The organism is Streptomyces luteoverticillatus (assembly GCF_003970715.1).
GTDB lineage: Bacteria > Actinomycetota > Actinomycetes > Streptomycetales > Streptomycetaceae > Streptomyces > Streptomyces abikoensis.
Genome location: NZ_CP034587.1, coordinates 6,594,062 through 6,618,020, shown reverse-complemented (window position 1 = coordinate 6,618,020; position 23,959 = coordinate 6,594,062). Strand labels below are relative to the sequence as shown.

General features: G+C 72.9%; 23 protein-coding genes and 2 pseudogenes. 16 read left to right on the top strand and 9 right to left on the bottom strand.

The window, feature by feature from the left end; translation table 11 throughout:
- Positions 1 to 53: 53 nt before the first annotated feature.
- Positions 54 to 728, bottom strand: coding sequence for a hypothetical protein (locus EKH77_RS29380; protein ID WP_126917270.1), 675 nt, complete (start codon positions 726 to 728; stop codon positions 54 to 56).
- 190 nt (positions 729 to 918) lie between these two features.
- Between EKH77_RS29380 and EKH77_RS29375 the strand changes: the two genes are divergently transcribed.
- On the top strand, positions 919 to 2,439 hold the full coding sequence (locus tag EKH77_RS29375) for an NAD(P)/FAD-dependent oxidoreductase (RefSeq protein WP_164737901.1): 1,521 nt from the start codon (positions 919 to 921) through the stop codon (positions 2,437 to 2,439).
- 82 nt (positions 2,440 to 2,521) lie between these two features.
- Positions 2,522 to 3,649 (top strand): aminotransferase class I/II-fold pyridoxal phosphate-dependent enzyme, encoded by a 1,128-nt coding sequence (locus EKH77_RS29370; RefSeq protein ID WP_164737900.1) that lies wholly within the window; start codon positions 2,522 to 2,524, stop codon positions 3,647 to 3,649.
- On the opposite strand, the gene EKH77_RS29365 is transcribed toward EKH77_RS29370, so the two are convergent.
- On the bottom strand, positions 3,596 to 4,357 hold the full coding sequence (locus EKH77_RS29365; RefSeq protein ID WP_126917267.1) for a serine hydrolase: 762 nt from the start codon (positions 4,355 to 4,357) through the stop codon (positions 3,596 to 3,598). The genes EKH77_RS29370 and EKH77_RS29365 overlap by 54 nt on opposite strands.
- 118 nt (positions 4,358 to 4,475) lie before the next feature.
- Positions 4,476 to 4,952 (bottom strand): uridine kinase family protein, encoded by a 477-nt coding sequence (locus EKH77_RS29360; RefSeq protein ID WP_164737899.1) that lies wholly within the window; start codon positions 4,950 to 4,952, stop codon positions 4,476 to 4,478.
- 99 nt (positions 4,953 to 5,051) lie between these two features.
- On the opposite strand from EKH77_RS29360, the gene EKH77_RS29355 reads away from it, so the two are divergent.
- The 4 genes from EKH77_RS29355 (at position 5,052) to EKH77_RS29340 (ending at position 9,232) form a co-directional block, all read left to right on the top strand.
- A complete protein-coding gene (locus EKH77_RS29355; RefSeq protein ID WP_126917265.1) occupies positions 5,052 to 6,002 on the top strand; it encodes a phosphotriesterase family protein in 951 nt (316 codons plus the stop codon).
- Positions 6,003 to 6,006: 4 nt separating this feature from the next.
- Entirely contained in the window at positions 6,007 to 6,228 is a 222-nt protein-coding gene (locus tag EKH77_RS29350; protein WP_126917264.1) for a superinfection immunity protein, read from the top strand.
- Positions 6,229 to 6,394: 166 nt separating this feature from the next.
- Positions 6,395 to 7,120, top strand: coding sequence for an alpha/beta fold hydrolase (locus EKH77_RS29345; RefSeq protein ID WP_126917263.1), 726 nt, complete (start codon positions 6,395 to 6,397; stop codon positions 7,118 to 7,120).
- A 60-nt stretch (positions 7,121 to 7,180) separates the two neighbouring features.
- On the top strand, positions 7,181 to 9,232 hold the full coding sequence (locus EKH77_RS29340) for a helix-turn-helix domain-containing protein (protein ID WP_126917262.1): 2,052 nt from the start codon (positions 7,181 to 7,183) through the stop codon (positions 9,230 to 9,232).
- Here the strand turns inward: EKH77_RS29340 and EKH77_RS29335 are convergent.
- Positions 9,209 to 10,612, bottom strand: coding sequence for an MFS transporter (locus EKH77_RS29335; RefSeq protein ID WP_126917261.1), 1,404 nt, complete (start codon positions 10,610 to 10,612; stop codon positions 9,209 to 9,211). The two genes, EKH77_RS29340 and EKH77_RS29335, sit on opposite strands and share 24 nt — an antisense overlap.
- 251 nt (positions 10,613 to 10,863) lie before the next feature.
- A complete protein-coding gene (locus EKH77_RS29330; protein WP_126917260.1) occupies positions 10,864 to 11,139 on the bottom strand; it encodes a hypothetical protein in 276 nt (91 codons plus the stop codon).
- A gap of 309 nt (positions 11,140 to 11,448) precedes the next feature.
- Between EKH77_RS29330 and EKH77_RS29325 the strand changes: the two genes are divergently transcribed.
- Both EKH77_RS29325 and EKH77_RS33170 read left to right on the top strand, forming a co-directional pair.
- A complete protein-coding gene (locus EKH77_RS29325) occupies positions 11,449 to 11,916 on the top strand; it encodes a MarR family winged helix-turn-helix transcriptional regulator (RefSeq protein ID WP_126917259.1) in 468 nt (155 codons plus the stop codon).
- A gap of 56 nt (positions 11,917 to 11,972) precedes the next feature.
- Positions 11,973 to 12,119 carry a hypothetical protein gene (locus EKH77_RS33170; RefSeq protein WP_164737898.1) on the top strand — a complete coding sequence of 49 codons (147 nt, stop codon included), beginning with the start codon at positions 11,973 to 11,975 and terminating at the stop codon, positions 12,117 to 12,119.
- On the opposite strand, the gene EKH77_RS29320 is transcribed toward EKH77_RS33170, so the two are convergent.
- Together EKH77_RS29320 and EKH77_RS29315 are read right to left on the bottom strand one after the other, a co-directional pair.
- Complete coding sequence (locus tag EKH77_RS29320; RefSeq protein WP_206279951.1) at positions 12,116 to 12,442, bottom strand: DMT family transporter; 327 nt, start codon at positions 12,440 to 12,442, stop codon at positions 12,116 to 12,118. The genes EKH77_RS33170 and EKH77_RS29320 overlap by 4 nt on opposite strands.
- Positions 12,439 to 13,152 (bottom strand): endonuclease/exonuclease/phosphatase family protein, encoded by a 714-nt coding sequence (locus tag EKH77_RS29315; RefSeq protein WP_346429084.1) that lies wholly within the window; start codon positions 13,150 to 13,152, stop codon positions 12,439 to 12,441. The genes EKH77_RS29320 and EKH77_RS29315 overlap by 4 nt, the downstream gene beginning before the upstream one ends.
- On the opposite strand from EKH77_RS29315, the pseudogene EKH77_RS33165 reads away from it, so the two are divergent.
- Positions 13,133 to 13,342, top strand: a pseudogene (locus EKH77_RS33165) (HAD-IA family hydrolase); the annotation flags it as partial. The gene EKH77_RS29315 and the pseudogene EKH77_RS33165 sit on opposite strands and share 20 nt — an antisense overlap.
- 492 nt (positions 13,343 to 13,834) lie before the next feature.
- Positions 13,835 to 14,326, top strand: a pseudogene (locus tag EKH77_RS29310) (HD domain-containing protein); the annotation flags it as partial.
- Between the two features lie 98 nt (positions 14,327 to 14,424).
- Here the strand turns inward: EKH77_RS29310 and EKH77_RS29305 are convergent.
- Positions 14,425 to 15,018, bottom strand: a complete 594-nt coding sequence (locus EKH77_RS29305) for a hypothetical protein (protein ID WP_126917256.1) — start codon at positions 15,016 to 15,018, stop codon at positions 14,425 to 14,427.
- Positions 15,019 to 15,264: 246 nt separating this feature from the next.
- Between EKH77_RS29305 and EKH77_RS29300 the strand changes: the two genes are divergently transcribed.
- From EKH77_RS29300 to EKH77_RS29290, 3 genes are all read left to right on the top strand, one after another.
- Entirely contained in the window at positions 15,265 to 15,834 is a 570-nt protein-coding gene (locus tag EKH77_RS29300) for a hypothetical protein (protein WP_126917255.1), read from the top strand.
- The gene (locus tag EKH77_RS29295) at positions 15,831 to 18,812 is read left to right on the top strand and encodes an AfsR/SARP family transcriptional regulator (RefSeq protein WP_126917254.1); all 2,982 of its coding nucleotides are present in this window, start codon (positions 15,831 to 15,833) and stop codon (positions 18,810 to 18,812) included. The genes EKH77_RS29300 and EKH77_RS29295 overlap by 4 nt, the downstream gene beginning before the upstream one ends.
- Positions 18,813 to 18,878: 66 nt before the next feature.
- Positions 18,879 to 19,481: a hypothetical protein gene (locus tag EKH77_RS29290; RefSeq protein WP_126917253.1), complete on the top strand. Its 603-nt coding sequence runs from the start codon at positions 18,879 to 18,881 to the stop codon at positions 19,479 to 19,481.
- A gap of 137 nt (positions 19,482 to 19,618) precedes the next feature.
- On the opposite strand, the gene EKH77_RS29285 is transcribed toward EKH77_RS29290, so the two are convergent.
- Complete coding sequence (locus EKH77_RS29285) at positions 19,619 to 20,839, bottom strand: IS30 family transposase (protein WP_126917252.1); 1,221 nt, start codon at positions 20,837 to 20,839, stop codon at positions 19,619 to 19,621.
- A 453-nt stretch (positions 20,840 to 21,292) separates the two neighbouring features.
- On the opposite strand from EKH77_RS29285, the gene EKH77_RS29275 reads away from it, so the two are divergent.
- From EKH77_RS29275 to EKH77_RS29265, 3 genes are read left to right on the top strand one after another with little or no spacing between them, the layout of a single operon-like run.
- Positions 21,293 to 22,492, top strand: a complete 1,200-nt coding sequence (locus EKH77_RS29275) for a flavin-containing monooxygenase (protein WP_126917251.1) — start codon at positions 21,293 to 21,295, stop codon at positions 22,490 to 22,492.
- Positions 22,493 to 22,503: 11 nt separating this feature from the next.
- Complete coding sequence (locus EKH77_RS29270) at positions 22,504 to 23,124, top strand: ABC transporter ATP-binding protein (protein WP_240667596.1); 621 nt, start codon at positions 22,504 to 22,506, stop codon at positions 23,122 to 23,124.
- Entirely contained in the window at positions 23,121 to 23,951 is an 831-nt protein-coding gene (locus EKH77_RS29265; protein ID WP_126917250.1) for a hypothetical protein, read from the top strand. Before EKH77_RS29270 ends, EKH77_RS29265 begins: the two co-directional genes overlap by 4 nt.
- Positions 23,952 to 23,959: the final 8 nt, after the last annotated feature.

The window sequence follows — 23,959 nt, the reverse complement described above, 5'->3', positions numbered from 1 at the left end:
GTGCCCGGGGGCGGTGGATCACCACCGCCCCCGGGCGCGAGCGCGTCCGGGTTTCAGTCCCGCCCGGTGTCGAGCAGGTCGGTGACGAATTTCCGTACGCGTCCCGCCCGTACGGGAGAGACGCCGTGGATCACCTGGGCGCCGTACGCGACGGCGACGCCCGCCCCGGCCGCGGTGGTCCACCGGGTACGACGGGCGCCCCGCAGCCACGCGGGCTCCGCGTCGTGCTGGTGGGTGTCGGGCCCGGGAGCGTGCGGAAGCCGGTGCGTCAGGGCCGTCGCGGGCTGGAAGCCCTCCGCCTCGCCGGCCAGTTCGCCCGTCCAGACCGAACCGCTCGACGTGGTCTCGACGTAGAAGTCCCCTCCGTCGTCCGCCTCCTCGAGCACCACCCGGATACGGCCGATGCGGCGGGGCGCCACCGACGGCCGGGGGATGCCGTCCAGGTGGGTGGGCACCCGCTCGCCCGTGCCGAGCTCGGTGTAGCCCCAGGGCGCGGCGGCCCGGACGGAGGGCATGACCCGGCGGATGACGGGCAGCGCGCGCTCGGTGGCCTGCCGCAGGACCTCCTGCGCGGCCGCCGGGGCCGGAACGACCTCCGCCTGGTGGCGCGGCACCCAGCCGGCGGCCTGCCGCTCCTCCGCCATCACCTTGCGGAGCTGGGAGAGTTCGTCGGCGACGAGGAAGTCCTCGACGGTCTGCAGTACCAGGGTCTCACTGATGTGGATCACGCTGCCTCCAGGGCCGGCCGAGTGCGGGAGCGTGCGTGGATCGGGCATTGCCGCCGTCTCCACCGTGCCGGGAGTAGCGCGAACGGTCCAGTCTCCGCGTCGGGGGACGGCGGCAGAACGGCCGCCGTGTCTCGTTCGCGGCCTTCCGCTCGGCACACGCGTCCTGTTGTCTTCCGGGATGGTGAAGGCCGTGACAGCCGATGTGATGATCGTGGGGAACGGGGCGCTGGGTCTGTCGGTCGCCGTCGAGACGGCGCTGCGCGATCCGGCCCTGCGGATCGCCGTGGTCGGCCCGGAGCCGCGCCCGGGTTCCGCGTCGGTGGCGGCGGGAGCGATGCTCAACTGCTTCGCCGAGGTCACGGAGCGTACCGGTGACCATCCGGCGTCCCGGGCGAAGTTCGCGCTGGCGCGCGAAGCGGCCCGGCTGTGGCCGGACTGGCCGGCCCGGCTCGCGGAGGCGGCACGGCACGCGGCGATGCCGGTCGGGCGCGCCCGGGGAACGCTGGTCGTGCTGGGGGCGCGCTCCGCCGGTGACGGCGTGGGCGGCATGCGGGCGATCCGCGCGGCCACCGAGGAGCACGGCGAGCCGTGCGAGGACGTGGATCCCTACGGCATCGGCTTCTTGGAGGCGGCGGCGGGCGATCAGCCCGTGGACGCCCTGTACCTGGAGAACGAGGGGGCGGTCGACGCCCGGCGTGTGCTCGCGGCGCTGGACGCCGCCGCGTCCGGGCTCGGCGTCACGCGCGTCGCCGACGAGGTGACGTCCCTGGTGACGTCCTCGGCCGAGGACGCGGTCACCGGAGTGCGACTGGCCTCGGGAACGACGCTCGCGGCGGGCGCCGTCGTCCTCGCGGCCGGCGCGGCGACCGGGCGTCTGATCGAGCGGCTGCCTCCGGGCATGGTGCAGCCGATGCTGAACGGTACGGGCGTGGCGCTGGAGACCGAACGCGTACTGGGCGAGGCCGTGCCGTACGTCGTGCGCACGCCCACCCTCGTCGGCGGCTGCGGACTGCACGCGGTGCCGCTCGGGGAAAAGGCCGAGTACCTGGGGGCGACCAACCACGTGTTGCTCGACGCGCCCGCCGGGCCGCGACTGGGCATCGTCCAGGCACTGCTGGCCGGTTGCGTCGCGCAGTTCGACCGGAACATCGCGTTCTCGGCCGTGCGGCACTGGCACTACGGCCTGCGGCCCGTCACGCTGGACACCTTCCCGCTCCTGGGCCGCGCGCCGATGCGCGGCCTGCTCTTCGCGACGGGCACCTACCGGGACGGCTTCCACAGCGCCCCGGCCATCGCCCGCCACCTGGCCGGACTCCTCACCGAGGACGCCCCCGCGGAGAGCGATCCGTACGCGGTCTTCGCGCCCGGCCGCGAGCCCATCCAGACGATGACGGTGGACGACGCGGCGGAACGCTTCGCGGAGATGGCGCTCCTCGTCGCCACGGAACGGGGCATGAAGCTTCCGTACTTCCTGGACACGGAGCCGATCGCCGCGGCGGGCCGGCGGCTGGCGCGGGAGTGCGTGGAACGGCTGGGCGTCCCGGTCGCGCTGGCACCGGAGGTCCTCGGCGCCGTGTCCGAGGCCGGCGCGGACGGGGTCCGGCGGGTGGCCGGCTACCTGTCCGCGTCATCCTCGGGCGCGCCCGCTTCCCGCGCGGACGGGGCGGGTAGGAAGGGCGTGCTGCCGGCCGGACGCGCACACGGCGGGTAGGCCCGGTCCATCTCCGGCCACGTCAGGGGAGAGTATGCGACACACCGGTCCAGGACGTTCGGCGAGCCCCTCGCTGTTCCGCATGCTGGAGTGGCACGAACACATCGAGGCGGAACGCCAACAACCGGGCGCTCGCGTGTTCCTGTCCGACTACAACGGCGACCACCCCTATGTGGAGAAGTACCTCGGCGAACTCGCCGATACCGCGCCGCGCCATCTGGCGGACATCACCCGCTACGCCGGTCTCGACGAGGACGTGCGGCTCCGGTCCAGGATCGCGGCGATGCACGAGCGGTACGACGGAGTGGCCTACAGCGAGCGGAACGTCGTCCCGTCCGGCGGTTCGAGCAGTCTGCTCGGGACGTTCGTCACCTGGCTGGCCATGAACGGCCACCGGCGGGTTCATTACGTGGCGCCCGTCTACTACAAACTCGCGTACCTCTTCCGCGCGTTCGGCATCGAGCCGGTTCCGGTGGCGTCAGGCCACGCGTACCAGCCGGAATTCGACCTGAGCCTGCCCGACGAGCGAACGGTCCTCGTGCTGACCGACCCCGTCTGGTACGCCGGTCGCCGCGTGCCGCAGGACGTCCTGGACGCGATCGCGGCATGGCAGCGGACCACCGGCTCGCTGGTGTTCGTGGACGGCACGTTCCAGTACATGCCCTGGGACGGCAGACCCGGCGAGGCCAGCGCCCGCCTGCCCGTCGAGCGCACGCTGCGCATGGTGTGCCCCACCAAGTACCTGTCGATCCACGGATACCGCTGCGCCCACCTGCTGGTGCCCGCCGCGCTGCGCCAGGAGCTGGCCGACCTCCACATCAACCTCCACGGGGACGTCGCCGTCTCCGACCGCCTCTTCGCCCACCGCGCCGTGGACGTCATGACACAGCACGGCAACGGCGACCTGGTCGGGCACATCCGCGACAACCACGCGCGGCTCACGGCGAGCGGCGCGCTCGCCGCGCGAATGCCGGTCGAGACGGGCTTCTTCCTCTTCGCCCGGCCGCACGTCCCGCACCGCTGGTTCCTGGCGCTCGACGAGCGGCACTTCGAACTCGACGGCCACCCCGGCTACGTCCGCGTCAACCTCCTCAACCGGGCCGCCATCGAGGCGCTGGCCGCCACCGTCGACAGCTTGGCGTCAGGTGGTGGCGTGTCAGGTGGTGACGTGGCCGGCCAGGGCGTGCCGGTGGCGCCACACTCCGGCTGAGAGGCGGGCCAGCAGCCGGGCCGCCGGATCGTCGGCCGCGCGGCCGTTCGCGAGCGGCCCGGTGTAGCAGACGGCGAGGACGTACGGCGGCGCGTCCGTGGGATGGACGACGGCGGCGCTGTGGCGCAGCCCGGGGAACCAGCCGTTCTTCCCGGCCAGCCGCGTGCCCGGCGGCAGCCCGGCCGCGATGTCCACGCGGTGGACGTTGTGCTCCAGCAGCGCCAGCACCTCCGGTTCCAGGGATTCCAGCAGCCGGACGAGATCCCGCGCGGAGACCCGGTTGTGCACGCCGGCGTCGCGACCCGCGTAGTCCTCGATCCCGCGCGGGCTGCCCCCGGCCGTGGCACCGGCCCGCCGCCAGACCCGGTCCACGGCCTCCTGCCCCACCTGGGCGAGGCACAGGTTGGTGGCGAGGTTGGACGAGTGGGTGACCATACGGCCGGCGAGCCAGCGCAGTGAGACCGGCTCGCCGAGCCGCCGCCACGGTAGCTCATCGCTGTCCCACGCGGGGTCGTTGCCGTAATTGCCGCCGCCCGCCACGGAACGGAATTCGTTGACCACCGGTATCCGTGTGTCCAGGTCCAGGCCGCTGCGGTGCAGAGCCGCCAGCACGGCCACCTTCATGGTGCTCGCCGCGTCGTGGGGGACGTCCGCGTTGCGCGACACCACCGGTCCGCTCCCCCGGGGCGCCACCACCATCGACAGCATCCCCGCATCGTAACGACCTCGCCCGGGCCATTCACCGGCCGTGGACGGATTCACCGGCGGTGGACGGATTCAACGGCCTGGACGGTGAGATGGGCGCGTTCGCGCAGTCCGGTGGACGTCAGGTAGTACTCCTCGACGGCGCGCGCCAGCGGGCGATCCACGCCTCTCGCCGTGGGGTGCGGCCCCGGGCGTACAGGCGCTGCAGGCACACCTCGCTCGGGGTGTCCACGAAAACGGTCAGGTCGTAGAAGCCGGCCAGCTCGGGGCGGGCGGTCAGGACGCCTTCGACGATCACCGTGCCGCGCGGCGGCTGTCCTCGGGTGAGGGGCGCGAGGACCTGGTCGCGCAGCCGCGGCCAGTCGAAGTAGCCGTGGTAGCCCTCCACGGTGTCCAGCGAGAACCGCCGGTCGTCGGGCATCGGGTGCAGGAAGTCGTCGCCGTGCACCACCGTCGCGCGGTCCGTCCCGCCCAGGTGCTCGGCCAGCAGGGCCGCCAGCGTCGACTTCCCGGCCCCCGCCCGGCCGTCGAGCGCGGCGAGCACACAGCCGCCGCCCTCGGCCGCACACCCCTCGACCGCCTCGGCGATCCGCCGCACCTCACGCCGCCACAATCCTCAACCCTCTGCCCGACGCCGCTGCCGCTGCCGCTGCCGCTGCCGCTGCCGCTGCCGCTGCCGCAAGGGCATCACTACCCCATGAACAGCAGTCTGCGCACCGCCACGGGACCGCTGCCCGTCTCCGCCGTACGGGGCCCGGTCCTCCCCCACGAGCACCTGGCGCTGGACCTCACCCGGCGCACCGACCGGGAGGCCGTGTTGCGGCCGGATGTTCACGGTCGCCACGTCACGGCGGAGCTCACCGGGCTCCGCGAGGAGTACGGCCTCGCCCTGGTGGTCGAGCTCACCTGCCGCGGCATGGGCCGCGACCCGCGTGCCCTCGCGCGGATCTCCCGGGAGTCCGGGGTGACGGTGGTCGCCGGCACCGGCTGGTACTACGGCTCCTTCCTCCCACCCGAGGTCCACCGCGCCGCCGACGCCGCTCACCTCGCGGAGGTGCTGGTGCGGGAGATCGAGGACGGCATCGCCGGCGGCGCGGTCCGTCCCGGGGTGATCGGAGAGGTCGGCAGCGGCGGTGAACGGCCCAGCGCCGCCGAACGGCGCGTCCTGACCGCCGCCGCCCTGGCCGCGACCGCGACCGGCCTGTCCGTCACCACCCACGCCCACCTGGGCGTCGGCGGCCCCGCCCAGTTGGAGTTGCTCACCGGCGCGCGGCTGCCCGCGCACCGCGTCGCCATCGGCCACCAGGACCTGCTGGACGACCACGCCGTCCACCGCGCCCTGGCCGCCGCGGGCGCGTACGTCGCTTTCGACACGATCGGCAAGGAGCGGTACACCGACGACGGCACACGACTACGGCTGCTGATCGCCCTCCTCGAGGCCGGCTTCGCCGACCGGGTGCTGCTCAGCTGCGACATCTCCCGGCACGCCTACCTGTCGGCAGAGGGCGGCCACGGCTACGGGCACCTCTTCCGCTCGTTCCTCCCGAGGGCACGGGCGGCCGGCGTCGGCGACGAGGTGATCGACCTGATCACACGACGCAACCCGCTCCGCTTCCTGTCCGACGGCGGGAGCACCCGGATAGGCTGAGCCGATGTTCAGCAGAATAGGACCGTTCGAGGCACTTGTCCTCGGCGTCGTCATCGTGGCCCTGTACCTCGCGCCGTCGGTCATCGCGTTCCGCCGCGGGCATCCCAGACGGCTGCTCGTCCTGACGATCAACCTCGTTCTCGGCAGCACCCTCATCGGCTGGGCCATCGCCCTCTACCTCGCGACCCGCCCCGCCCCGGACCACGGTCGGCCCGCGACCATGTGACGGGCCGTGTGACAGTCGTCTCGAACGGCCGCGAGGTCCACCAGGGCGGTGACGTATCGTCGGGAGTCCTGAGCGCGGCCACTCGGCCCGCGACCCATGTGCGGGGCGGCCCGCTTCACGCCACGGTCTCCCGCCATCCGCAGCTCGGACAACGGAGGTACCGCACTTGCATGCCGACACCGACCGGCCGACCTTCCTGCTGGTCCACGGAGCCTGGCACGGAGCCTGGTGCTGGGACCCCGTACGCGCCGCGCTCGACGCCGACGGCTGGCGGTCCCACGCCGTCGACCTGCCCAGCGCCAATCACCCGGCCGACCGACGGGACGGCACCCGCCCGGCGGGCATGCTGGACGACGCGGACGTCATCCGGGACAGCCTCCGGCGCATCGACGGCCCGGTAGTGGTCATCGCCCACTCCTACGGCGGCGTCCCCGCCACGGAGGCCATCGCGGATGCCAAGAACGTGGCAGGGGCCGTGTACCTCGCCGCATTCCAAGCGGACGTGGGCGAAAGCATGCTCACGATCCTTGGAACACCCGCGCCGGACGACGGCACGGGTCACACCCCGCCGTACGAGGACGCCCGGCGGATACTCTTCGACGACGTGCCCGAGGCCGAGGCCCGCCGCGCCGTGGCCCAGTTGCGCCCGCAGAGCGTCCGCGCCTCCACGGAGCGGGTGACCGCGGCAGGATGGCGCACCGTGCCCTCCGCCTACATCGTCTGCGACCGCGACCAGGCGCTCGACCCGTCCCGGCAACGCGAGCTCGCCAAGCGCGCCGATTCCGTCCACCGGCTGCCGAGCAGCCACTCGCCGTTCCTCTCCATGCCCCGGCGACTGGCCACTCTCCTCGGCCGGATCGCCACGTCCTCCCTTCCCGCCCCGCGACGATGACCCGCCGCCTCGCGACGGCGCATGGACCGCCCGTCGAGGCGGATCCACGACGATGTCGTCATGCCTGACGACCAGACCCACGAGCAGGTCCAGGAGTGGACTCGCCGGCCCGCCGGAGCCCCCGTCTCCGCCTCTGTCTCCTCCCCCGTCTCCTCCCCCGTCTCCTCCCCCGCCGACGGCTTCGCCGGCTGCCCGGCGGGCTGCGCCTCCGCCGCCTATCTGGAGCTCCTCGCGAACAGTGCCCCCGCCGAGGCCTACGAGCGGCCCGTCCTGCGCGCCCGCGCCGGCGGGGCGCCGCCGGGCGTGCTCGCCGCGGCCGAGCACGCCCGGCTCCTCGCGCTGCGCGTACGGGCCGAGTTGGAGGACCGCAGGCGGCGCGAAGCCGAACTGTCGGCCCTCTTCGCCACCGCCCACGACCTGGCGGGGCTGCGGGACATCGACGAGGTACTCCGGGCCATCGTCCGGCGCGCCCGTTCGCTGCTGGGCACCGACGCCGCGTACCTCACCCTCAACGACGCGGCCGTCGGGGACACCTCCATGCGCGTCACCGACGGGTCGGTGTCCGCCCGCTTCCAGGCGCTGCGGCTCGGCATGGGGGAAGGGCTCGGGGGACTGGTCGCGCAGACGGCGCGCCCGTACGCCACCGACGACTACCTGCGGGACCCCCGCTTCCGGCACACCACGACCATCGACTCCGGCGTGCGGGACGAAGGACTCGTCGCCATCCTCGGGGTCCCGCTGAGGCTGGGCAGCCGCGTCATCGGCGTGCTCTTCGCCGCCGACCGCCGCTCCCGTGTCTTCGATCAGCAGCAGATCGCGCTGCTGTCGTCCTTCGCCGCCCACGCCGCGGTCGCCATCGACACGGCCGACCTCCTCGCGGAGACCCGCTCGGCGCTGGCCGATCTGGAAGCCGCCAACGCGATCGTCCGTGAGCGCAGCGCCGCTGTCGAACGCGCCGCCGAGATCCACGACCGGCTCACCGAGCTGGTCCTGCGCGGCGGCGGGGTCCCCGGCGTCCTGGAGACCCTCGCCGAAGTCCTCGGCGGTGCGGCCGAGTTCCTCGAACCCGCCTCCGGGGACGGGCCTCCGGACGCCGTCGAGCGCTCCCGCTCCGAGGGCCGGGCGGTCCGGCACGGTGACGACTGGGTCGCCGCGGTGTCCGCCGGCGACGAACCGCTGGGCGCGATCCGGTTACGCGAGCGTCCCGGACTCGACCCCGCCGACCGGCGGACCCTCGAACGCGCCGCCATGGTCACCGCGCTGCTGCGCCTGGCCCGGCGCTCGGCGAGCGAGGCCGAACAGCGCGTACGCGGGGAGCTCCTGGACGACCTGCTCGACGCGCCCGGCCGGGCGCCCCGCCTCCTGCGCGAGCGCGCCGCCCGCCTGCGCGCCGACCTCGACGCCCCCCACGTCGTCCTCGCCGCCCGCATCGCCGACGAGTCCGCCGACGCCCCCGCCGACCGGCAGCGGCTGTGGGCCGCGGCCGCCCACCTGGCCGCCACGGAGCAGGGCCTGGCGGTGGCCCGCGACGGCGGGGCCGTGCTGCTCCTGCCGCACGGCCCCCAGGACAGTGGCCCCGAGGACGGAGCCGGCGTCAAGGCCGGCGGCATCGCCCGTCGCCTGGGCGAGGCCGTCCACTCCCCCGTCACCGTGGGCGCCTCCACTCCCGTCCTCGCGCCCGCCGCCCGTCCCGAGGGGGTCGCCGCCGCCTACGCGGAGGCCCGCCGCTGCCTGGAGGTGCTCCACGCGCTCGGCCGGGGCGGTGAGGGAGCGGCGGCGGACGAGTTCGGCTTCGTGGGCCTGCTGCTGACCGGTACCGGCGGCGGCACACAGGCGGCCGGCCGGTTCGTCGGCCGGACGATCGGGCCGGTCGTCGCCTACGACGCGCGGCGCGGCACCGACCTCGTCGCCACGCTCGACGCCTACTTCCGCTGCGGCATGAGCCAGGCCCGCACCAAGGACGCCCTGCACGTGCACGTCAACACGGTCGCGCAGCGGCTCGACCGGGTCGGCCGCCTCCTCGGCGCGGACTGGCAGTCGCCCGCCCGCGCCCTGGAGATCCAGCTCGCGCTGCGCCTGCACCGGATCTCACCGGCGCTCGGGGGCGAGTGAGGGCGTGCCGCGCCCGTTCGGGTCGTTCCGGTCCTCCTCCTGGTCGTGCTCGTCCCGGTCGTCGGAGAGGTCGCGGTGCCGTGTCTCCCGGGCACAGCCGACCGCCGCCACGGTCAGGGCCGCGGCGGCCATCACGTACAGGGCGACCGGGGCTCCGCTGCCGTGCTCGGCGAGCAGCGCCGTGGCGATCAGGGGGGCCGGGGCGCCGGCCGCCACGGAGGAGAACTGCGCCCCGATCGAGGCCCCCGAGTACCGCACGCCGGTCGTGAACATCTCGGAGAAGAAGGCCGCCTGGGGCGCGTACATGGCCCCGTGGAACACGAGCCCGACCGTCACCGCGACGACCAGCGCCCAGGACGACCCCGAGCCGGCGAGGGCGAAGAACGGGAAGGCCCACGCCCCGACGCCCACCGCGCCCAGCAGATACACGGGCCGCCGCCCGACGCGGTCCGACAGGGCGCCCCAGGCGGGGATGACGGCGAAGTGCACGGCGGAGCCGATCAGTACGGCGTTGAGCGCGGTCTGCTTGGACAGGTGGGCGTGTTCGGTCGCGTAGACCAGGACGAAGGCGGTGATGACGTAGTAACCGATGTTCTCGGCCATGCGCGCGCCCATGGCCACCAGGACGTCCCGCCACTGGTCCCGCAGCACGGCGACGACGGGCATCCGCTCGCGCGTACCGACGTCCCGTCGCCGCGCCTCGGCCTGTGCCCGCGCCGCCTTGAACACCGGGGATTCGTCCACGGACAGCCGGATCCACAGGCCCACGACCACCAGGACGCCGGACAGCAGGAACGGGATCCGCCAGCCCCACGCCGTGAACTCCTCGTCCGGCAGCAGGGTCGTCAGCACGGACAGCACGCCCGACGCCAGCAACTGTCCGGCCGGAGCGCCGGTCTGCGGCCACGAGGCCCAGAATCCCCGCCGTCGCGGGTCCCCGTGCTCCGCCACGAGCAGCACCGCCCCACCCCACTCACCTCCCAGTGCGAACCCCTGCACGAGGCGGAGCGTGGTGAGCAGGACGGGGGCGAGGGATCCGGCGGTCGCGTGCGTCGGCAACGCCCCGATGGCACACGTCGCACCACCCATCATCAGGAGGCTGGTCACCAGCAGCCGCTTCCGCCCCAGCCGGTCCCCGAAGTGCCCGAACACCAGCGCCCCCAACGGCCGCGCGGCGAACCCGACGGCGTAGGTGAGGAACGACAGCAACGTGCCGACGAGCGGATCGGAGCCGGGGAAGAAGAGCTTGTTGAACACGAGCGCGGCCGCGGACCCGTAGAGGAAGAAGTCGTACCACTCGATGGTGGTGCCGATGAGACTCGCGACAACGATCCTGGGGAGCGAGTTGGACGTTGGGGTGTGTGGGGAGGGGGTGGCCATGTGATCACTTCCGGGTGGGCGAGGGACGCGTCGTTGCGTCGCCACACCGTAGGAAGGGGCAGGCCCGGGACCTATGTCGTGGGGCTACATAGTTTGGGAGAGAGGTGTGGGTGGGGGAACCATGAGGGAGAGGGCGTGGACCGCGGGAATGTCTCAAAACCGCGGCCGGCGGTGGTCTGGCGGCACAAGCCGCTCACCCTCCCCGGTCGTACCTGACCGGGGAGGCAGACCCACGTTCAGCGGCCCGCTGTTCAGCGCAGAAGCGCAACAACCTGGCCGGCGAGAGCGACGTGCAGCAGCGCGCAGGTGAACCACGACTTGGTGTCACCCACACCATGCCGCACCACGCTGACCCAACCGACAACGGCCAGCAGGGCCGCAAGACCCCACAGCGCCCAGGCGATCACCAGCCACGGCGTGGACATGCTCGAGAAATACCTGATGGCCACCAAGGGGATGGTGATGAGCAGCGGTATGGCCCAGGTACCTTCGGTGACTCTCTCGTCGCCGGTCGCTTCATCGGACACCCGACGTCCTCTCTGCGAATGGGTGGAAAGCACACAGGTGAGCGGGAGCCTAAAGTCAGTGGGACAGGTGCCACCAGATGTCCTACACAGACATGCCTCCGGATGCTGCGCAGGTCGTCCAGCACGTCGCCACCCGCTGCCGGCTCCCGCGCTACCGGGCCCCTGCGTCCCGAGGACCCGGCGCCACCGTGGCGTCGACGGCGTCCGGAAGATCACACACTTGCCCTCAACCGCACTTGAGGCCCTACCGTCCCCGTACGGCCTGCCCCATGGGCGGGCGCGGAACCGAAGCACCAGGAGGGGCATCCCATGACGACCGAGCAGACCCCCGACGCCGAACTCGCCGGGCAGCCGGCCGCCCACTGGACCGGCGTCGCCTACGAGGCGCTCATCGCGTACACCCGCGCCCGGCAGGCCGAGAAGGGCTACACCCAGCCCCAGTTCTGGCTGCTGCGCAACCTGTCGGCGAACGACATCTCGCCCGACGGCGCGGGGATGACCCTGACCGAGCTGCGGGAGGCCATGGCCTCCTACATCCGGCCGGAGGACGACCTGTCGGCGGAGTCCAAGGTGCTCGTCGAGCGCGGCTGGCTGACCCGGGACGCCGAGGACCGGCTGTTGCTCACCGAGAAGGGCGAACATGCCCGCGTCGACCTCGCGCGCAACGCCCCCGCGATCCGCGCCGCCCTCCACCAGGGCATCAGCGACGCGGACTACGTCACCACCGTGAAAGTGCTCCGGCAACTGATCCGCAACGCGAACGGAACACCCGCCTGACAGCCCGAGGGGCTGGTCGTTGCGACCTGGACTCGACGCCTCCCCTGAAGGTGCAGGTGCAAGACCAGTGGCTGCGCGCGCGGGGCGTCGACACCGACGACGAGGACGCCTCCGTCGAGCGAGACGAGCACAGCGGGCGGGCGGCCGACCTCTTCCACGACGAGGAGGACCGCCGCGAGGCCCGCCGCCCGCGCGAGCGCTAGTGCGCCCGGCCCACTTCCAGGGCGAGGACTCCCGCCGCCACGAGCGCGATGCCGCCGATCTGGGCCCAGGTGAGCCGGTCGCCGAACCACACCGCGCCGATGACCGACACGAGCGTCACGCCGATCGCCGACCAGATGCCGTAGGCCACGCCCAGCGCCAGGCCCCGGGCGAGCACACGTGACAGCAGGAAGAAAGCGGTGACGTATCCGGCGACCACCACGGCGAAGGCGAGAGGGCGGCTGAAGCCGTCCGAGGCGCGCAGGGCGACGGTGGCGGTGACCTCGGCGCCGATGGCTCCGGCGAGGAGCAGCCACACCGTCACCGGACGGCGAAGGTGGTGATGACGGCGGCGTGGTCCGAGGGCCAGGTGTTGGCGGCGACGGCGGGGTACGGGCTCGGGCCGCCGGTGACGAGGGTGGTGGAGTCCAGGACCGTCAGGCCGTCGCCCGCGAAGAGGACGTAGTCGATGCGGTCCTGTGGTTCGGCCCGGCCGCTGCCGTCCTCGTGCAGGGGGTGGAGCGGGGACCAGGTGGCGCCCGGCGCGCTGACCGGGTCGGGGTGGGCCATCCGGTAGGAGTCGCGCAGTCCGGCTTCCTCGGCCGCCTTGCTGACGGGCCAGGCGACGGGCCCGTACCCGCCGTGCAGCGGGGCGGCGGCCTCGGTCCAGTCGAGGTGCGAGGGGGCGTTGAAGTCGCCCAGGAGAAGAACGGGGGTGGCATCGCGCGTCGCGAGGCCGGGTGCCATCGCCCGCAGGATGTCCTCGATCCCGGCGACCCGCCCGGAGGCCCTCTCGTGCTCGACGAGCACCGGGACCGGCCGCCGGTCGAGGCAGGCGTCGTACGGCCCGTAGGGCGTGTGGTTGAGGTGCGCGTTCCAGACGGTGACGCCCTTGGTGTCGTCCAGGCGGACGGTGACGCCGGTGGCGCCGTAGCCGGAGGGCGCGGGCTCGCCGAAGCGGTCGGTGATGGGGTAGCGACTGATGACGCCGAGGTTGTGGCCCGCCTGGTGGTGGTGGACGGTCCTGGTGGTCACCGACCACGGCCACGTGGACGCGGGCGGCCACGGGGGCGACACCCCCGAGGAGCGCACGGCCTGGCTCCCGGGCTGCGGCCCGCACTTCCCGCCGGGCACGCCCGCCGGCACCGTCCGCCACCCGGACGTCGCCGCCCAGGTCTACGCCTCGCTCGGCCGACCCATCGACCCGCACTGGACCCTGGACGGCCGCCCGTTCGGACAACCGGCCCCGGCCCCGGTTCCGGTGCCGGCGCCGGCCGGGTTGCGGCCGGCCGGGGTGTAGCGGTCGCCTCCGCGTGGGCGGCGGTCCGGCGTCACCGGGTGCCGCGCTCCAGCCGGAAGCGCTCCCCCCACGATCCCCGGATCGGTCTCCCACCGGGGGCGGGTGACCTCGGGGACGGATGCGCGCCCGGCGGCCGCCGCCGGGGTCGCGTCCGTCGCCTCGGTCGCGTCCGCAGCCGTGGCCCCCTCCGGCGCGGGGGTTTTCGGCGCGGGGCCCGCCAGGGCCGCCTCCGCGAGCGTGTCAATGACCCGGACCCGGGTCCACACGCGGTAGCCCGGCTCCGGGCTGTACCCACGAAGACCGTGCCGACTGGCCCCGCACCGCCGCCCCCGGGCAAGATGCCCCCGGTAGCCCTTCGCACAACAGTTCAGCGCGAAGAAGCGGTACACGCGGTGGAGGCCGCTGGGAGGAGCGGGTATGAAGTCCGTCAGCGAGGTCGACCTGCTTGCGGCCCGGGCACATGCCGGGCAGGTCGACAAGAACGGCGTGCCGTACATCGAGCACGTCCGAGCGGTGGCCGCCGGGCTCGCCCCGTTCGGTGACGACCTGGTCAAGGCAGGTCTGCTCCACGACATCCTGGAAGACACCGACTGGACCGCCGAGAGGCTGCGTGAGACCGGGGTCCCCGCCCGGGTCGTCGAGATCGTCGAGGCGGTGACCAACGTGCCCGGCATGCCGTACGAGGAGAAGATCGCACGCATCACCGCCGACCCCCAGGCGACCCTGGTGAAAATCTCCGACAACGCTCACAACTCACGCCCGGACCGGGCCGCTCAGCTACCGCCGGACAAGCGGGAGCGCCTCGCCGTGAAATACCGGTCCGCGAGAGCCCAGCTGTGGCCGGCCGCGCGCCAGGAGGACATCGAGGCGATCGTCCGCATCGTCAACCCGCCGCTGCTCGCAGAGCTGAGCGAGCATGTCGCGGCACTGGACGGCCGCCGAGGAGTCCCTCGATCAGGCAGACCCGGCCCGAACCTTCGTCCGATGCGACGCGGGGCGGAACGGGATCAGATGGGCAGCCCGACCAGCCCCCATCCGCGACGGTGGGCCTGAGCGACGACCTCGGCCCAGCCGTGGAGCAGCTTGGTGAATTCCTCGAACCGCTCGACCCAGTCCCCGGGGTCGGCGGTGACGTGGGCGGTGAACGGTCCGCGCAGTTCTTCGAGCCTGGGGACGACCGCGTCCCACGCCTGTACCAGGGCGCGGACGTCGGGGGGTGGGCAGTAGGTCCACAGGGCGCCGTGCCACGGTTCGGCGTCGTCCTCACCGGGGTCGGTGCCGGGCGGGTCCCAGATCAGCCCGGCGAGGAAGGCGTCCAGCGCGGTGCGCAGGTCGTCCGGGACGTGCTCGCGCATGGCGTTCCACCGTTCGCCCGCCCAGAAGTGCGGCTTGTACGAGCCCAGGGTGCCGCCGAACTCGTACCGTCCGCACCAGGCCGGGAACCTCTCGGGGGCCGGTGGCAGCCAGGCCCAGCCGTCCTCGACCGGTCCGTCATCGTCGTCCGGATCCGCCGCCTCCATGAGCGCGCTCTCGCGTTCGAGTTCGGGGATGTTCGCCATGTGGTGCCAGTCCACTATGAGGACGGTGATGTCCGCTCCCATGGTCAAGCGCTTCTTTCTGCCATGTTCCGGGTGGATCCTACCGAGTCCGGTCGGTCAGAGAAGTAAGGGAGTTCACCACCACCCTGGAGGAGATGCTGACCACCCTCATCGCAGGCACCCTCACCAGAGCGGAGCAATGAGCAAGTCCCCACCCGTTAACGAGTTGTCGATCGTTTGTAGAGCGGCACCCGGGATGGTCGAGACCAGTACGCAAAAGACGTACCACCCAGCCGGAAAGGTCTCGCAATGTCACTGAGAACGAGCCGCCCGACCGTCACGCGCCCCGCCTCCGCCGCGGCCGCCGTCCTCCTCGCCGCCACCGGGCTCCTGGCCACCGGCGGCGCGGCCAACGCCGCCATGCCCGCCGCCGTGTCCGCCGCCATGCCCCGCGCCGCAGCGCCCGCCGCCTCCGACACCCTCGCCAACGGCGGCACCCTGACCCCAGGCACGAGCCTGACCTCCGGTGACACCCGCCTCGTCATGCAGCAGAACGGCGACCTCGCCCTCTACACCACCAGTGCCGACGGCGCAGAGGACCGGCAGCCGCGCTGGCACTCCGGGACCACCGGCGAGGGCAACAAGGCCGAGCTGCGCGCCGACGGCAACCTCGTCGTCACCGCCCCGGACGGCGGCGCGCTCTGGCAGAGCCGTACCGGCAGCGACGACTGCCGGCACATGCCGTGGACCAAACTCACCGTCCGATCCGGCGGTGACATGTCGATCCTGGCGACGACCGACAGTGAGGCGCCCTACTTCGTCCGCCTCTGGTCGGCCTCCTACGGGCTCCAGTTCCCCTGCGGCTCCCCCGCCCGGTGAACACCCCCGCCCCGGTCCCGGCCCCCGCCCCGGCGCTGGGATTCGCTCTGCTCGGCCCGATGCGGGCCTGGTGCGACGGGCTGCCGGTCGACCTCGGGCAGCCCCGTTCGCACGAGGTGCTGGCGGTGCTGCTGGCCGCCGCCGGCCGGACGGTGTCGATGCCGCTGCTCGTGGACGCCGTGTGGGACGAGGGCGACCGGCCGTCCCGTCCGGAGCACTCGGTCCGTACCCATGTGTGGCGGCTGCGCCGGGCGCTGGCCCGGCACACCGCCGAGCCGTTGCTCGTCACCGTCGGCGACGGCAGGAGCGGGGGGTACGCGCTGCGCGTCCCCGCCCGTGCCGTGGACGCCTGGGCCTTCGAGCGCGCCGTGGCCCGGGCCGAGGAGATCCGGGCCTCCGGCGGCACGGCCGGGCAGGCCCGCGAGGTCCTCACCGGCGCGCTGGAGCTGTGGACGGGCGAGCCCCTGGCCGGGCTCCACGGACCGCACACCCGGTCCCTGCGCGCCCGCCTCCAGCGGACGCGGCAATCCCTGCTGGAGGCCCGGCTCCGCCTCGACGCCGAGCTCGGCGACCGGCCCCACCTGGCCGCCGAAGCGGGCGCCCTGGTCATGGAGTTCCCCGCCAGCGAGCCGCTGCGCGCGATACAGATGCTGGCGCTGTACCGCGCGGGCCGCCAGGCCGAGGCGCTGGGCGTCCACGAGGACACCCGGCGCCACCTCGGCACTCCGCCCGGCCCCGAACTGGCCGCGCTGCACCAGCGGATCCTGCGCTGCGACCCCGCCCTGCGGCTGCCCGAGGACAGCGGACCCCGGCCCCGCACACCCGGTTCGGGCGGCGCCTTCCCCACCCCCGTCCCCGGCTTCACCGGGCGCGAGGAGCAGCTCCGGGAGCTGACCGGGTTGCTGACTAGGACGGACGCCTCGGCCGTCGTCGTCTCGGCGGTCAACGGCATGGCGGGCGTCGGCAAGACGACGCTCGCCGTGCACACGGCGCACGAGCTCGGCGACGCCGCGTTCCCGGACGGACGCCTGTACGTCGACCTGCGCGGCGCCGACGCCGAACCCCTCCACCCCCACCACGTGCTGGAGGGGTTCCTGCGGGGATTGGGCGTCGCCGACGAGGACGTCCCCGACGACGCCGACGAACGCGTCGCGCTCTACCGCACCCTGCTGGCCGACCGCCGGATGCTCCTGCTGCTGGACAACGCGGCCTCCTGCGAACAGCTCAGACCGCTGATCCCCGGCGCCGCCGACTGTGCCGTCCTGGTGACCAGCCGCGCCTGGCTCACCGGACTCGCCGGGGCACATCACCTGCGGCTGGACGTCATGCCGCCCGCCGACGCCCTCCACCTGCTGCGGCGTACCATCGGCGACCGCGCCGTGGACGCGGAACCGGAGGCGGCCGTCGCACTCGTGGCCGCCTGCGGACACCTCCCGCTCGCCCTGCGGATCGTCGCCTCCCGCCTGGCGGCCGAACCCGGCAGGCCACTGGCGGACATGGTCCGGCGGCTGGCGGACGAACGCCGGCGCCTGGACGAACTGCGCACCGGCGACGCCGCCGTGGACGCCGCCTTCGAACTCTCCTACACCACCCTCACCCCCGAACAGGCCCGCGCCTTCCGGCTGCTGGCGGTCCTCGACGTCCCCGACCTCGCCCTGCCGAGCGCGGCCGCCCTGCTGGGGCTGGGCGCCGACGAGGCCGAGGAGCTCCTCGAATCCCTCGTCGAACTCAACCTGCTGGAGTCGCACCGCCTGGACCGCTACCAGTTCCACGACCTCGTCCGCGCCTTCGCCCGGGCCCGGGGCGCCCGCGAGGACTCCCCCGGCACGATCACCCGCGCCCTCGCCGGCCTGCTGGACTTCTGCCTGGCCACGGCCCGCAACGCCGACGCGGTCGCGCACTCCGCCGAGCCGGACGAACGCACGCTCATCGACGTCGTACCGGCCTCCCCCGGGCTCTCCTTCGCCACCGCCCGGGAGGCCACCGACTGGATGCGCGAGGAGACCGCCCTGCAACGGGCGCTGATCGCCCGCGCCTGCGCCGCCGACGACGGCCTGCCGCTGTCCCAAGCCGCCGATCTCCTCGACCGGCTCAACACGGTGCTCTCCGGCATCACCCACCTCACGGCGGTGTCGGAACAGGCCCGGCAGGTCGCCGAGGTCGCCGCCCGGCGCGGCGACCGGCCGTCCGAGGCCCTGGCCCGTTACGTGCGCGGGAACGCGCTGTGGCACGCCAACGCCTTCCCCGAGGCCGAGACCGAGCTCCACCGCTGCCTGGAGCTCTGCGGCCACGACGCCGACCTGCGGCTGTGCGCCTCGGCCCATCTCACGCTGTGCGCCCACGCCCGGGTCCGCGGCCGCTTCGCCGACGCGGTCGCGCACGGAGAGGCGTCGGTACGGTTCTTCCGGTCGCTGGACGCGGCGACCGCCGAGGGCACCGCGCTGGGCGAGCTGGCCTTCAACTACGCCCGCCAGGGCCGCCTCTCCGAGGCGCGGGCGGCGGCCGAGCGCGGCGCGGAGCTGCTCGGCGGGCGGGAGTCGGTGTCCAAGGCCATCGGCCTGTACTACCTGGCCCGGGTGCTGCGGCTGTGCGGGGACAGGGACGAGGCGCTGCGCCGGGCCGGCGCCGCCCTGCCGCTCTTCCGCACCCTGAACGTGTCCTCCTTCGAGGCCGCGTCGGGCAACCTGATCGCGGAACTCCACGCCGAGGAGGAGCGGTACGCGCTGGCGGCGCGGACCGCCGAGACGTTCCTGCCGCTCGCCCGCAAGGTCAGCGCGATGCTGGAGGGCGGCCTGCTCCGGACGCTCGGCCGCAGCCTCGTCCACCTGGGGCAGCGGGCCCGCGCCGGCGCCTGCCTGCGGGCCGCGCTGGAACTCTTCGAGGGGCTGCGGGCCGAGCAGGACGTCGCGGAGCTCCGCCGGCTGCTGGACGAGCACGCGCCGGACGAGCTCGCGACAGCGCCGTTTATCGCGCGGTGAACGCGGGGCGGCAGTCTTCGAGGCACAGCGACAACCGCCACCCCTCACAGTTCCCGGGAGGAACCCGTGAAGACCGCTCGCGCTCTCGCCACCCTCGGCCTCGGCACCCTGGCCACCATGGCCGCCGTCGTCTCGCCCGCCGTCGCCCAGGACACCAAGCCCACCCGCGCCACGACCGCCCAGCACTGTGTGATCGACACCGACACCAACAGCAAGTCCTGCTTCTCCAGCTACAGAGCGGCCATCTCGGCCGCCACCAAGGGCCGCGTCACCGACGCCCCCGACGACTCCCGGGCCGCCGCGCACGACAAGAAGCTTCAGGAGCGCCTGAGCGGTCCGCGCAGCGAGCACGGCGCGAAGTCCGTCCAGAACGCCCGGTCCGCCGCGGCCGCCGAGTCCCGCGTCCTCGCCACGATCTACAGCGACAAGGACTTCGGCGGCAACTCGCTCAACCTCACCGGCACCCAAGGCTGCCAGCGCTACTCCTGGTTCGCCAACCTGTACGACGGCTGGAACGACTCGATCAGCTCCACCTCCTCCGGCCAGTGCGACATCACCCTCTTCCAGCACTCCAACTTCCTCGGCTTCAGCCAGACCTACCGCGGCGCCGTCCCCTACGTCGGCGACGCCATGAACGACCAGGCCAGCTCGATCAGCTTCGACCGCTGACCCGTCCCCACCGCCTTCCCCACGGCCCCGCGCCGGGGCCACCCGGCCTCTTCGGAGGCGGATACCGTCAAGAACCGCTGATGCCCCGCCGGACTTCGGTGAATTCGAGGGGTCGTTGCAACACCGTGGTCGGTTGATCAGGCCGCGAGCAGTTTAGACAGGCGCTCGGCTGGGGTTTCCCAGCCGAGCGTCTTGCGTGGGCGGCTGTTGAGTTCGGCGGCGACGGCGTTGAGGTCCTCGCGGCTGTGGACGGACAGGTCGGTGCCTTTGGGGAAGTACTGCCGCAGCAGACCGTTCGTGTTCTCGTTGGTGCCGCGCTGCCAGGGGCTGGCGGGGTCGCAGAAGTAGACCGGGACGTCCGTGGCGATGGTGAACGCCCGGTGGGCGGCCATCTCCGATCCCTGGTCCCAGGTCAGTGAGCGTCGCAGATTCGCCGGAAGGGTCCTGACTGTCTCGGCCAGGGCGTCCCGGGTGTTCGGCGCGGTGTGGTCGATAGGGAGATGGACCAGCATCACGTAGCGCGTGGTGCGTTCGACGAGCGTGCCGATCGCGGACTTGTTCTCCGTGCCGACGATGAGGTCGCCCTCCCAGTGGCCGGGGACGGCCCGGTCGGCGGCCTCTGCCGGACGCTCGCTGATCATCACCATGTCCCTGACCGCGCGGGGCTGCCGCTTGCCGGACTGGCGGTGCGGGCGCCGACGGGCGCGTCCGGTCCGCAGGGCCTTGGCCAGCTCACGGCGGAGCTCACCCCGGCCCTGGACGTAGAGGGCCTGGTAGACCGTCTCGTGGGTCACGTGCATCTCCGGCCGGTCGGGGAACTGCCTGCGCAGAGCGTGGCAGATCTGCTCGGGGCTCCACCGCCGGGTCAGATGCTCCTGGATGAAGTCCCGCAGTTCGGGGTTCTGACCGATCTTTCCGGGCTTGGGCCGGGGCCGGCGGGCATCGGCGCGGGCCTGGGCCGCGTGCGGCCTGTAGTACCACTGGCCGCGCGTTCCGATGGTGCGGTTGCGGCGGATCTCCCGGCTGACAGTGGAAGGGCTGCGGCCCAGTTCGGCCGCGATGGCGCGGACGGTGGCCTTCTCCCGCAGCCGGTCGGCGATGTGGATGCGTTCGTCCTCGCGCAGGTACCGCGACGCAGTGGACCGTGGCGTCCGCGGAGCAAGCGCGGGCGCCACGGTCCGGTGGGGACTCGTCCTGCCGTTCCGCCATTCACGGCCGGTCCTCAGGTTGATCCCGACGACCCGGCAGGCTTCCTTGTTCGAGTACCCCAGCTGCATGAGGCGGAAGTATTCCTCCCGCTCCCGATGCAGCTTCTTGGCCCCCTGAGCCTTCCGCACCTTGCGGACCTCGAAGTCCATCGCATCCCCTGAGCTGGGGTGTTGCGACGACCACTAGAACTCAAGCTTCTCCGGCGGGGCATCGGGTTAAGGGGGCGACCCGCAGGGACAGAATGGGCAGGGCAATGGAAACGACCCCCGACGGGCAGAAGGGCGACGCGTCCGGCGACGCCGCGGACTGCGCTTGAAGCGAGCCCTGCTCGGCAGGTCCAGGGGCGGGCTGACCAGCAAGGTCCACCTCGCCGGGGACCGCAGGTGCCGGCCGCTGTCGACTACCCGACAGATGACGTCCCCTCGAACGTGTGAGCAGACATTCATCGGAGTGGGCGAGGAGAAGCCAAGGATATGTCCATCTCATAATGGGCAGGCAGCAAATGGGGCAGTAACACCCGAATCTTCCTCCGCGAGTGTTTCCCTGCCCCGGCCGACGGCGACTTCGACACCAAGTCATCCAGCTTCAGGGGACGTTGCATCATGACGAGCCGACAGTTCGCCACCGGTACCGCGCCAGTCGTGATCATCGGAGCCGGGCCGAGTGGCCTGGCAGCCGCCGCGATGCTGCGCCGGGCGAGCGTGCCGTCGGTCGTGCTGGAGCGTGAACGGATCGGGGCGAGCTGGGCCCGGCACTACGACCACCTCGCACTGCACACCGCCCGCCGTGGTTCGCACCTCCCCGGCCTGCCTCTGCCTCGTCGCTACGGCTCCTGGGTGGCGCGGGACGATTTCGTACGCTACCTGGAGCACTACCGCGAACATCACCGGCTCCAGGTGCGGACGGGCACCGCGGTCCACCAGGTCACGCCCGCCCCGGCCGGTCCAGGAGGCCGGTGGCGGGTGCACACCGGCGACGGCATCGTGGCGGCGCGGGCGGTAGTGGTGGCCACAGGGCGCTGCCACACCCCCCGTGTGCCCGACTGGCCCGGGCTGGCGGGATACGGCGGCACGCTGCTGCACTCGGCCGACTACCGTGCCCCCGCCCCCTACCGGGGGCGGTCGGTGCTGGTGGTGGGTGCCGGGAACAGCGGCACGGAGATCGCGGCCGCGCTGGCGGGCGCAGGGGCCAAGAAGGTGTGGCTGTCCCTTCGCACCCCTCCGAACATCCTGCCGCGCGACGTCAGCCGCTGGCACCTGGCCGGGCGGATGACAGAGCTCCTGCCCTTGGCCTTGCGTGATCGGTCCGCACTGATGACCCAGCGTTGCGCGCTGCCCGACCTCACCCCTTTCGGCGTTCCCCGCCCCCGTACCGGTCCCTTCACCCGCAACGCGCAAGAGGGGAACAACCCAGTGCTGGACCACGGGTTCGTGGCGGCGGTCAGGGCGGGCCGCGTCCAACCGGTGGCAGCGGTGACCGGTTTCGACGGGTCCCGGGTGAACCTGGCCGACGGGTCCCGCCTGACCCCCGACGCTGTGATCGCCGCGACCGGTTACCGCCCGTGCCTCGAAGAGCTGTTGCCGGGACTGGACGTCCTCGACGACTCGGGGCGCCCCGTCGTCACCGGACCGCGGACCTGCGCCGCCGCACCGCACCTGTACTTCGCCGGCTACACCAATCTCCTCAGCGGAGCCCTGCACCAGGCGGGTGTCGAGGCCCGCCGCATCGCCCGGGTCATCGCGACGGATACCGCCTCCGTGCCCCGGCAACGCCGCGCATCCGGCAGTAACCACCCTTCGTGATGCGGAGAGAGATGAGCCGACAGGAACGGCTGCGCTTGAGCGGGGTCCACAAGTCCTACGGCCGTACACCGGTATTGCGAGGGGTCTCCCTGTCCGTGCCGGCCGGTTCCCTGGTGGGTGTGGTGGGTGAGAACGGCGCGGGCAAAAGCACCCTGTTGCGTATCGCCGTGGGCCAACTCGCCCCCGACCGCGGGCGGGCCGAACGCGCGGGCACCCTGGGCTACTGCCCCCAGCGCGTCCGCCTGGACGAGGCACTGACGGTGGGGCAGCATCTGCGCCTCTTCCAGGCCGCCTACCGGCTGCCCGACCTCGGCAGGGCGAACGAACTCCTGGAGACGTTCCGTTTCGCCGACTGCCGACAGCGCAGAACCCGCGAACTCAGCGGCGGAACGCGGCAGAAACTCAACCTCACGCTCGCCCTGATGCACACACCGGACCTGCTGATCCTCGACGAACCCCACCAGGGCTTCGACTGGGACGCCTATGAACGCTTCTGGGCCGTCATGGAGAAGCTCAGGAACTCCGGGTGCGCCATCGTCGTGGTCTCTCACCTCCTCCACGACCAGGACCGTTTCGACACCCTCCACCATCTGCGCGCCGGCAGCCTGCACCCGGAGAGGAGGGCGGCATGAGGCACTGGGGCACCTCGTTCGCGGTCGCGCTGCGCTTCACCGTCCTCGGCCACCTGAACAACCGCCTCGCCCTGCTCATGGCTGTGGTCTTCACCCCCGGATGGGTCTGGGTCGCCGGTGCTTGCACCCCGCGTGCGCCTCTCACCATCCGTCTCCCCGCCCTCAGCCTCCATGTCGCCACCGATGTCAGCCACTCCATGCAGGTCGCCAGCGCCCTGCCCAGCGCCACCACCGTGATCGGCTTCATGATGTTCATGGCCACCTTCAAGGCCCGGGAGATGGACCAGCGACTGATCCTCGCCGGATACTCCCGTACCGCCCTGACGCTGGCGAGAGTCGTCGCTCTGGCCCTGGTGGCCGCGGTGCTGGCCACCCAGGTGACCGTGCTGCTCCGGGTGGCCGAGGGGGCGCCGCAACCCGGCGTGCTGTGGCTGGCTGGCTTCTGTGCCGCACTGGCCTACGGCGGCATCGGGACCATGCTCGGCACACTGCTGCACAGCGAGCTGAGCGGACTGTTTTTCATCATCACGTGCGTCTTCATGGAACTCACGTTGCAAAGCCCCCTCGCCAACCCGCAGGCGGACCAGCCCTGGCTGGTCCTGCTGCCGCTGTACGGTCCCGGCCAGACCGCCACCGCCGCGGCGTTCACCCACACCGACCCGGGCGTCGCACACGCCGCCCTCGGGATCCTGTGGTGCGCGGCCGCCCTCGGCACGGCGGCCGTCGTCGATCTCGCCCGCACCCGGGGCCACGGCCGGCACACCGCACCGGCGGAGCCGGCCGGGGCGCCGCCCTCCACGGAACAGGCAGAAGGCCACATCTCGTGATCCGGAGC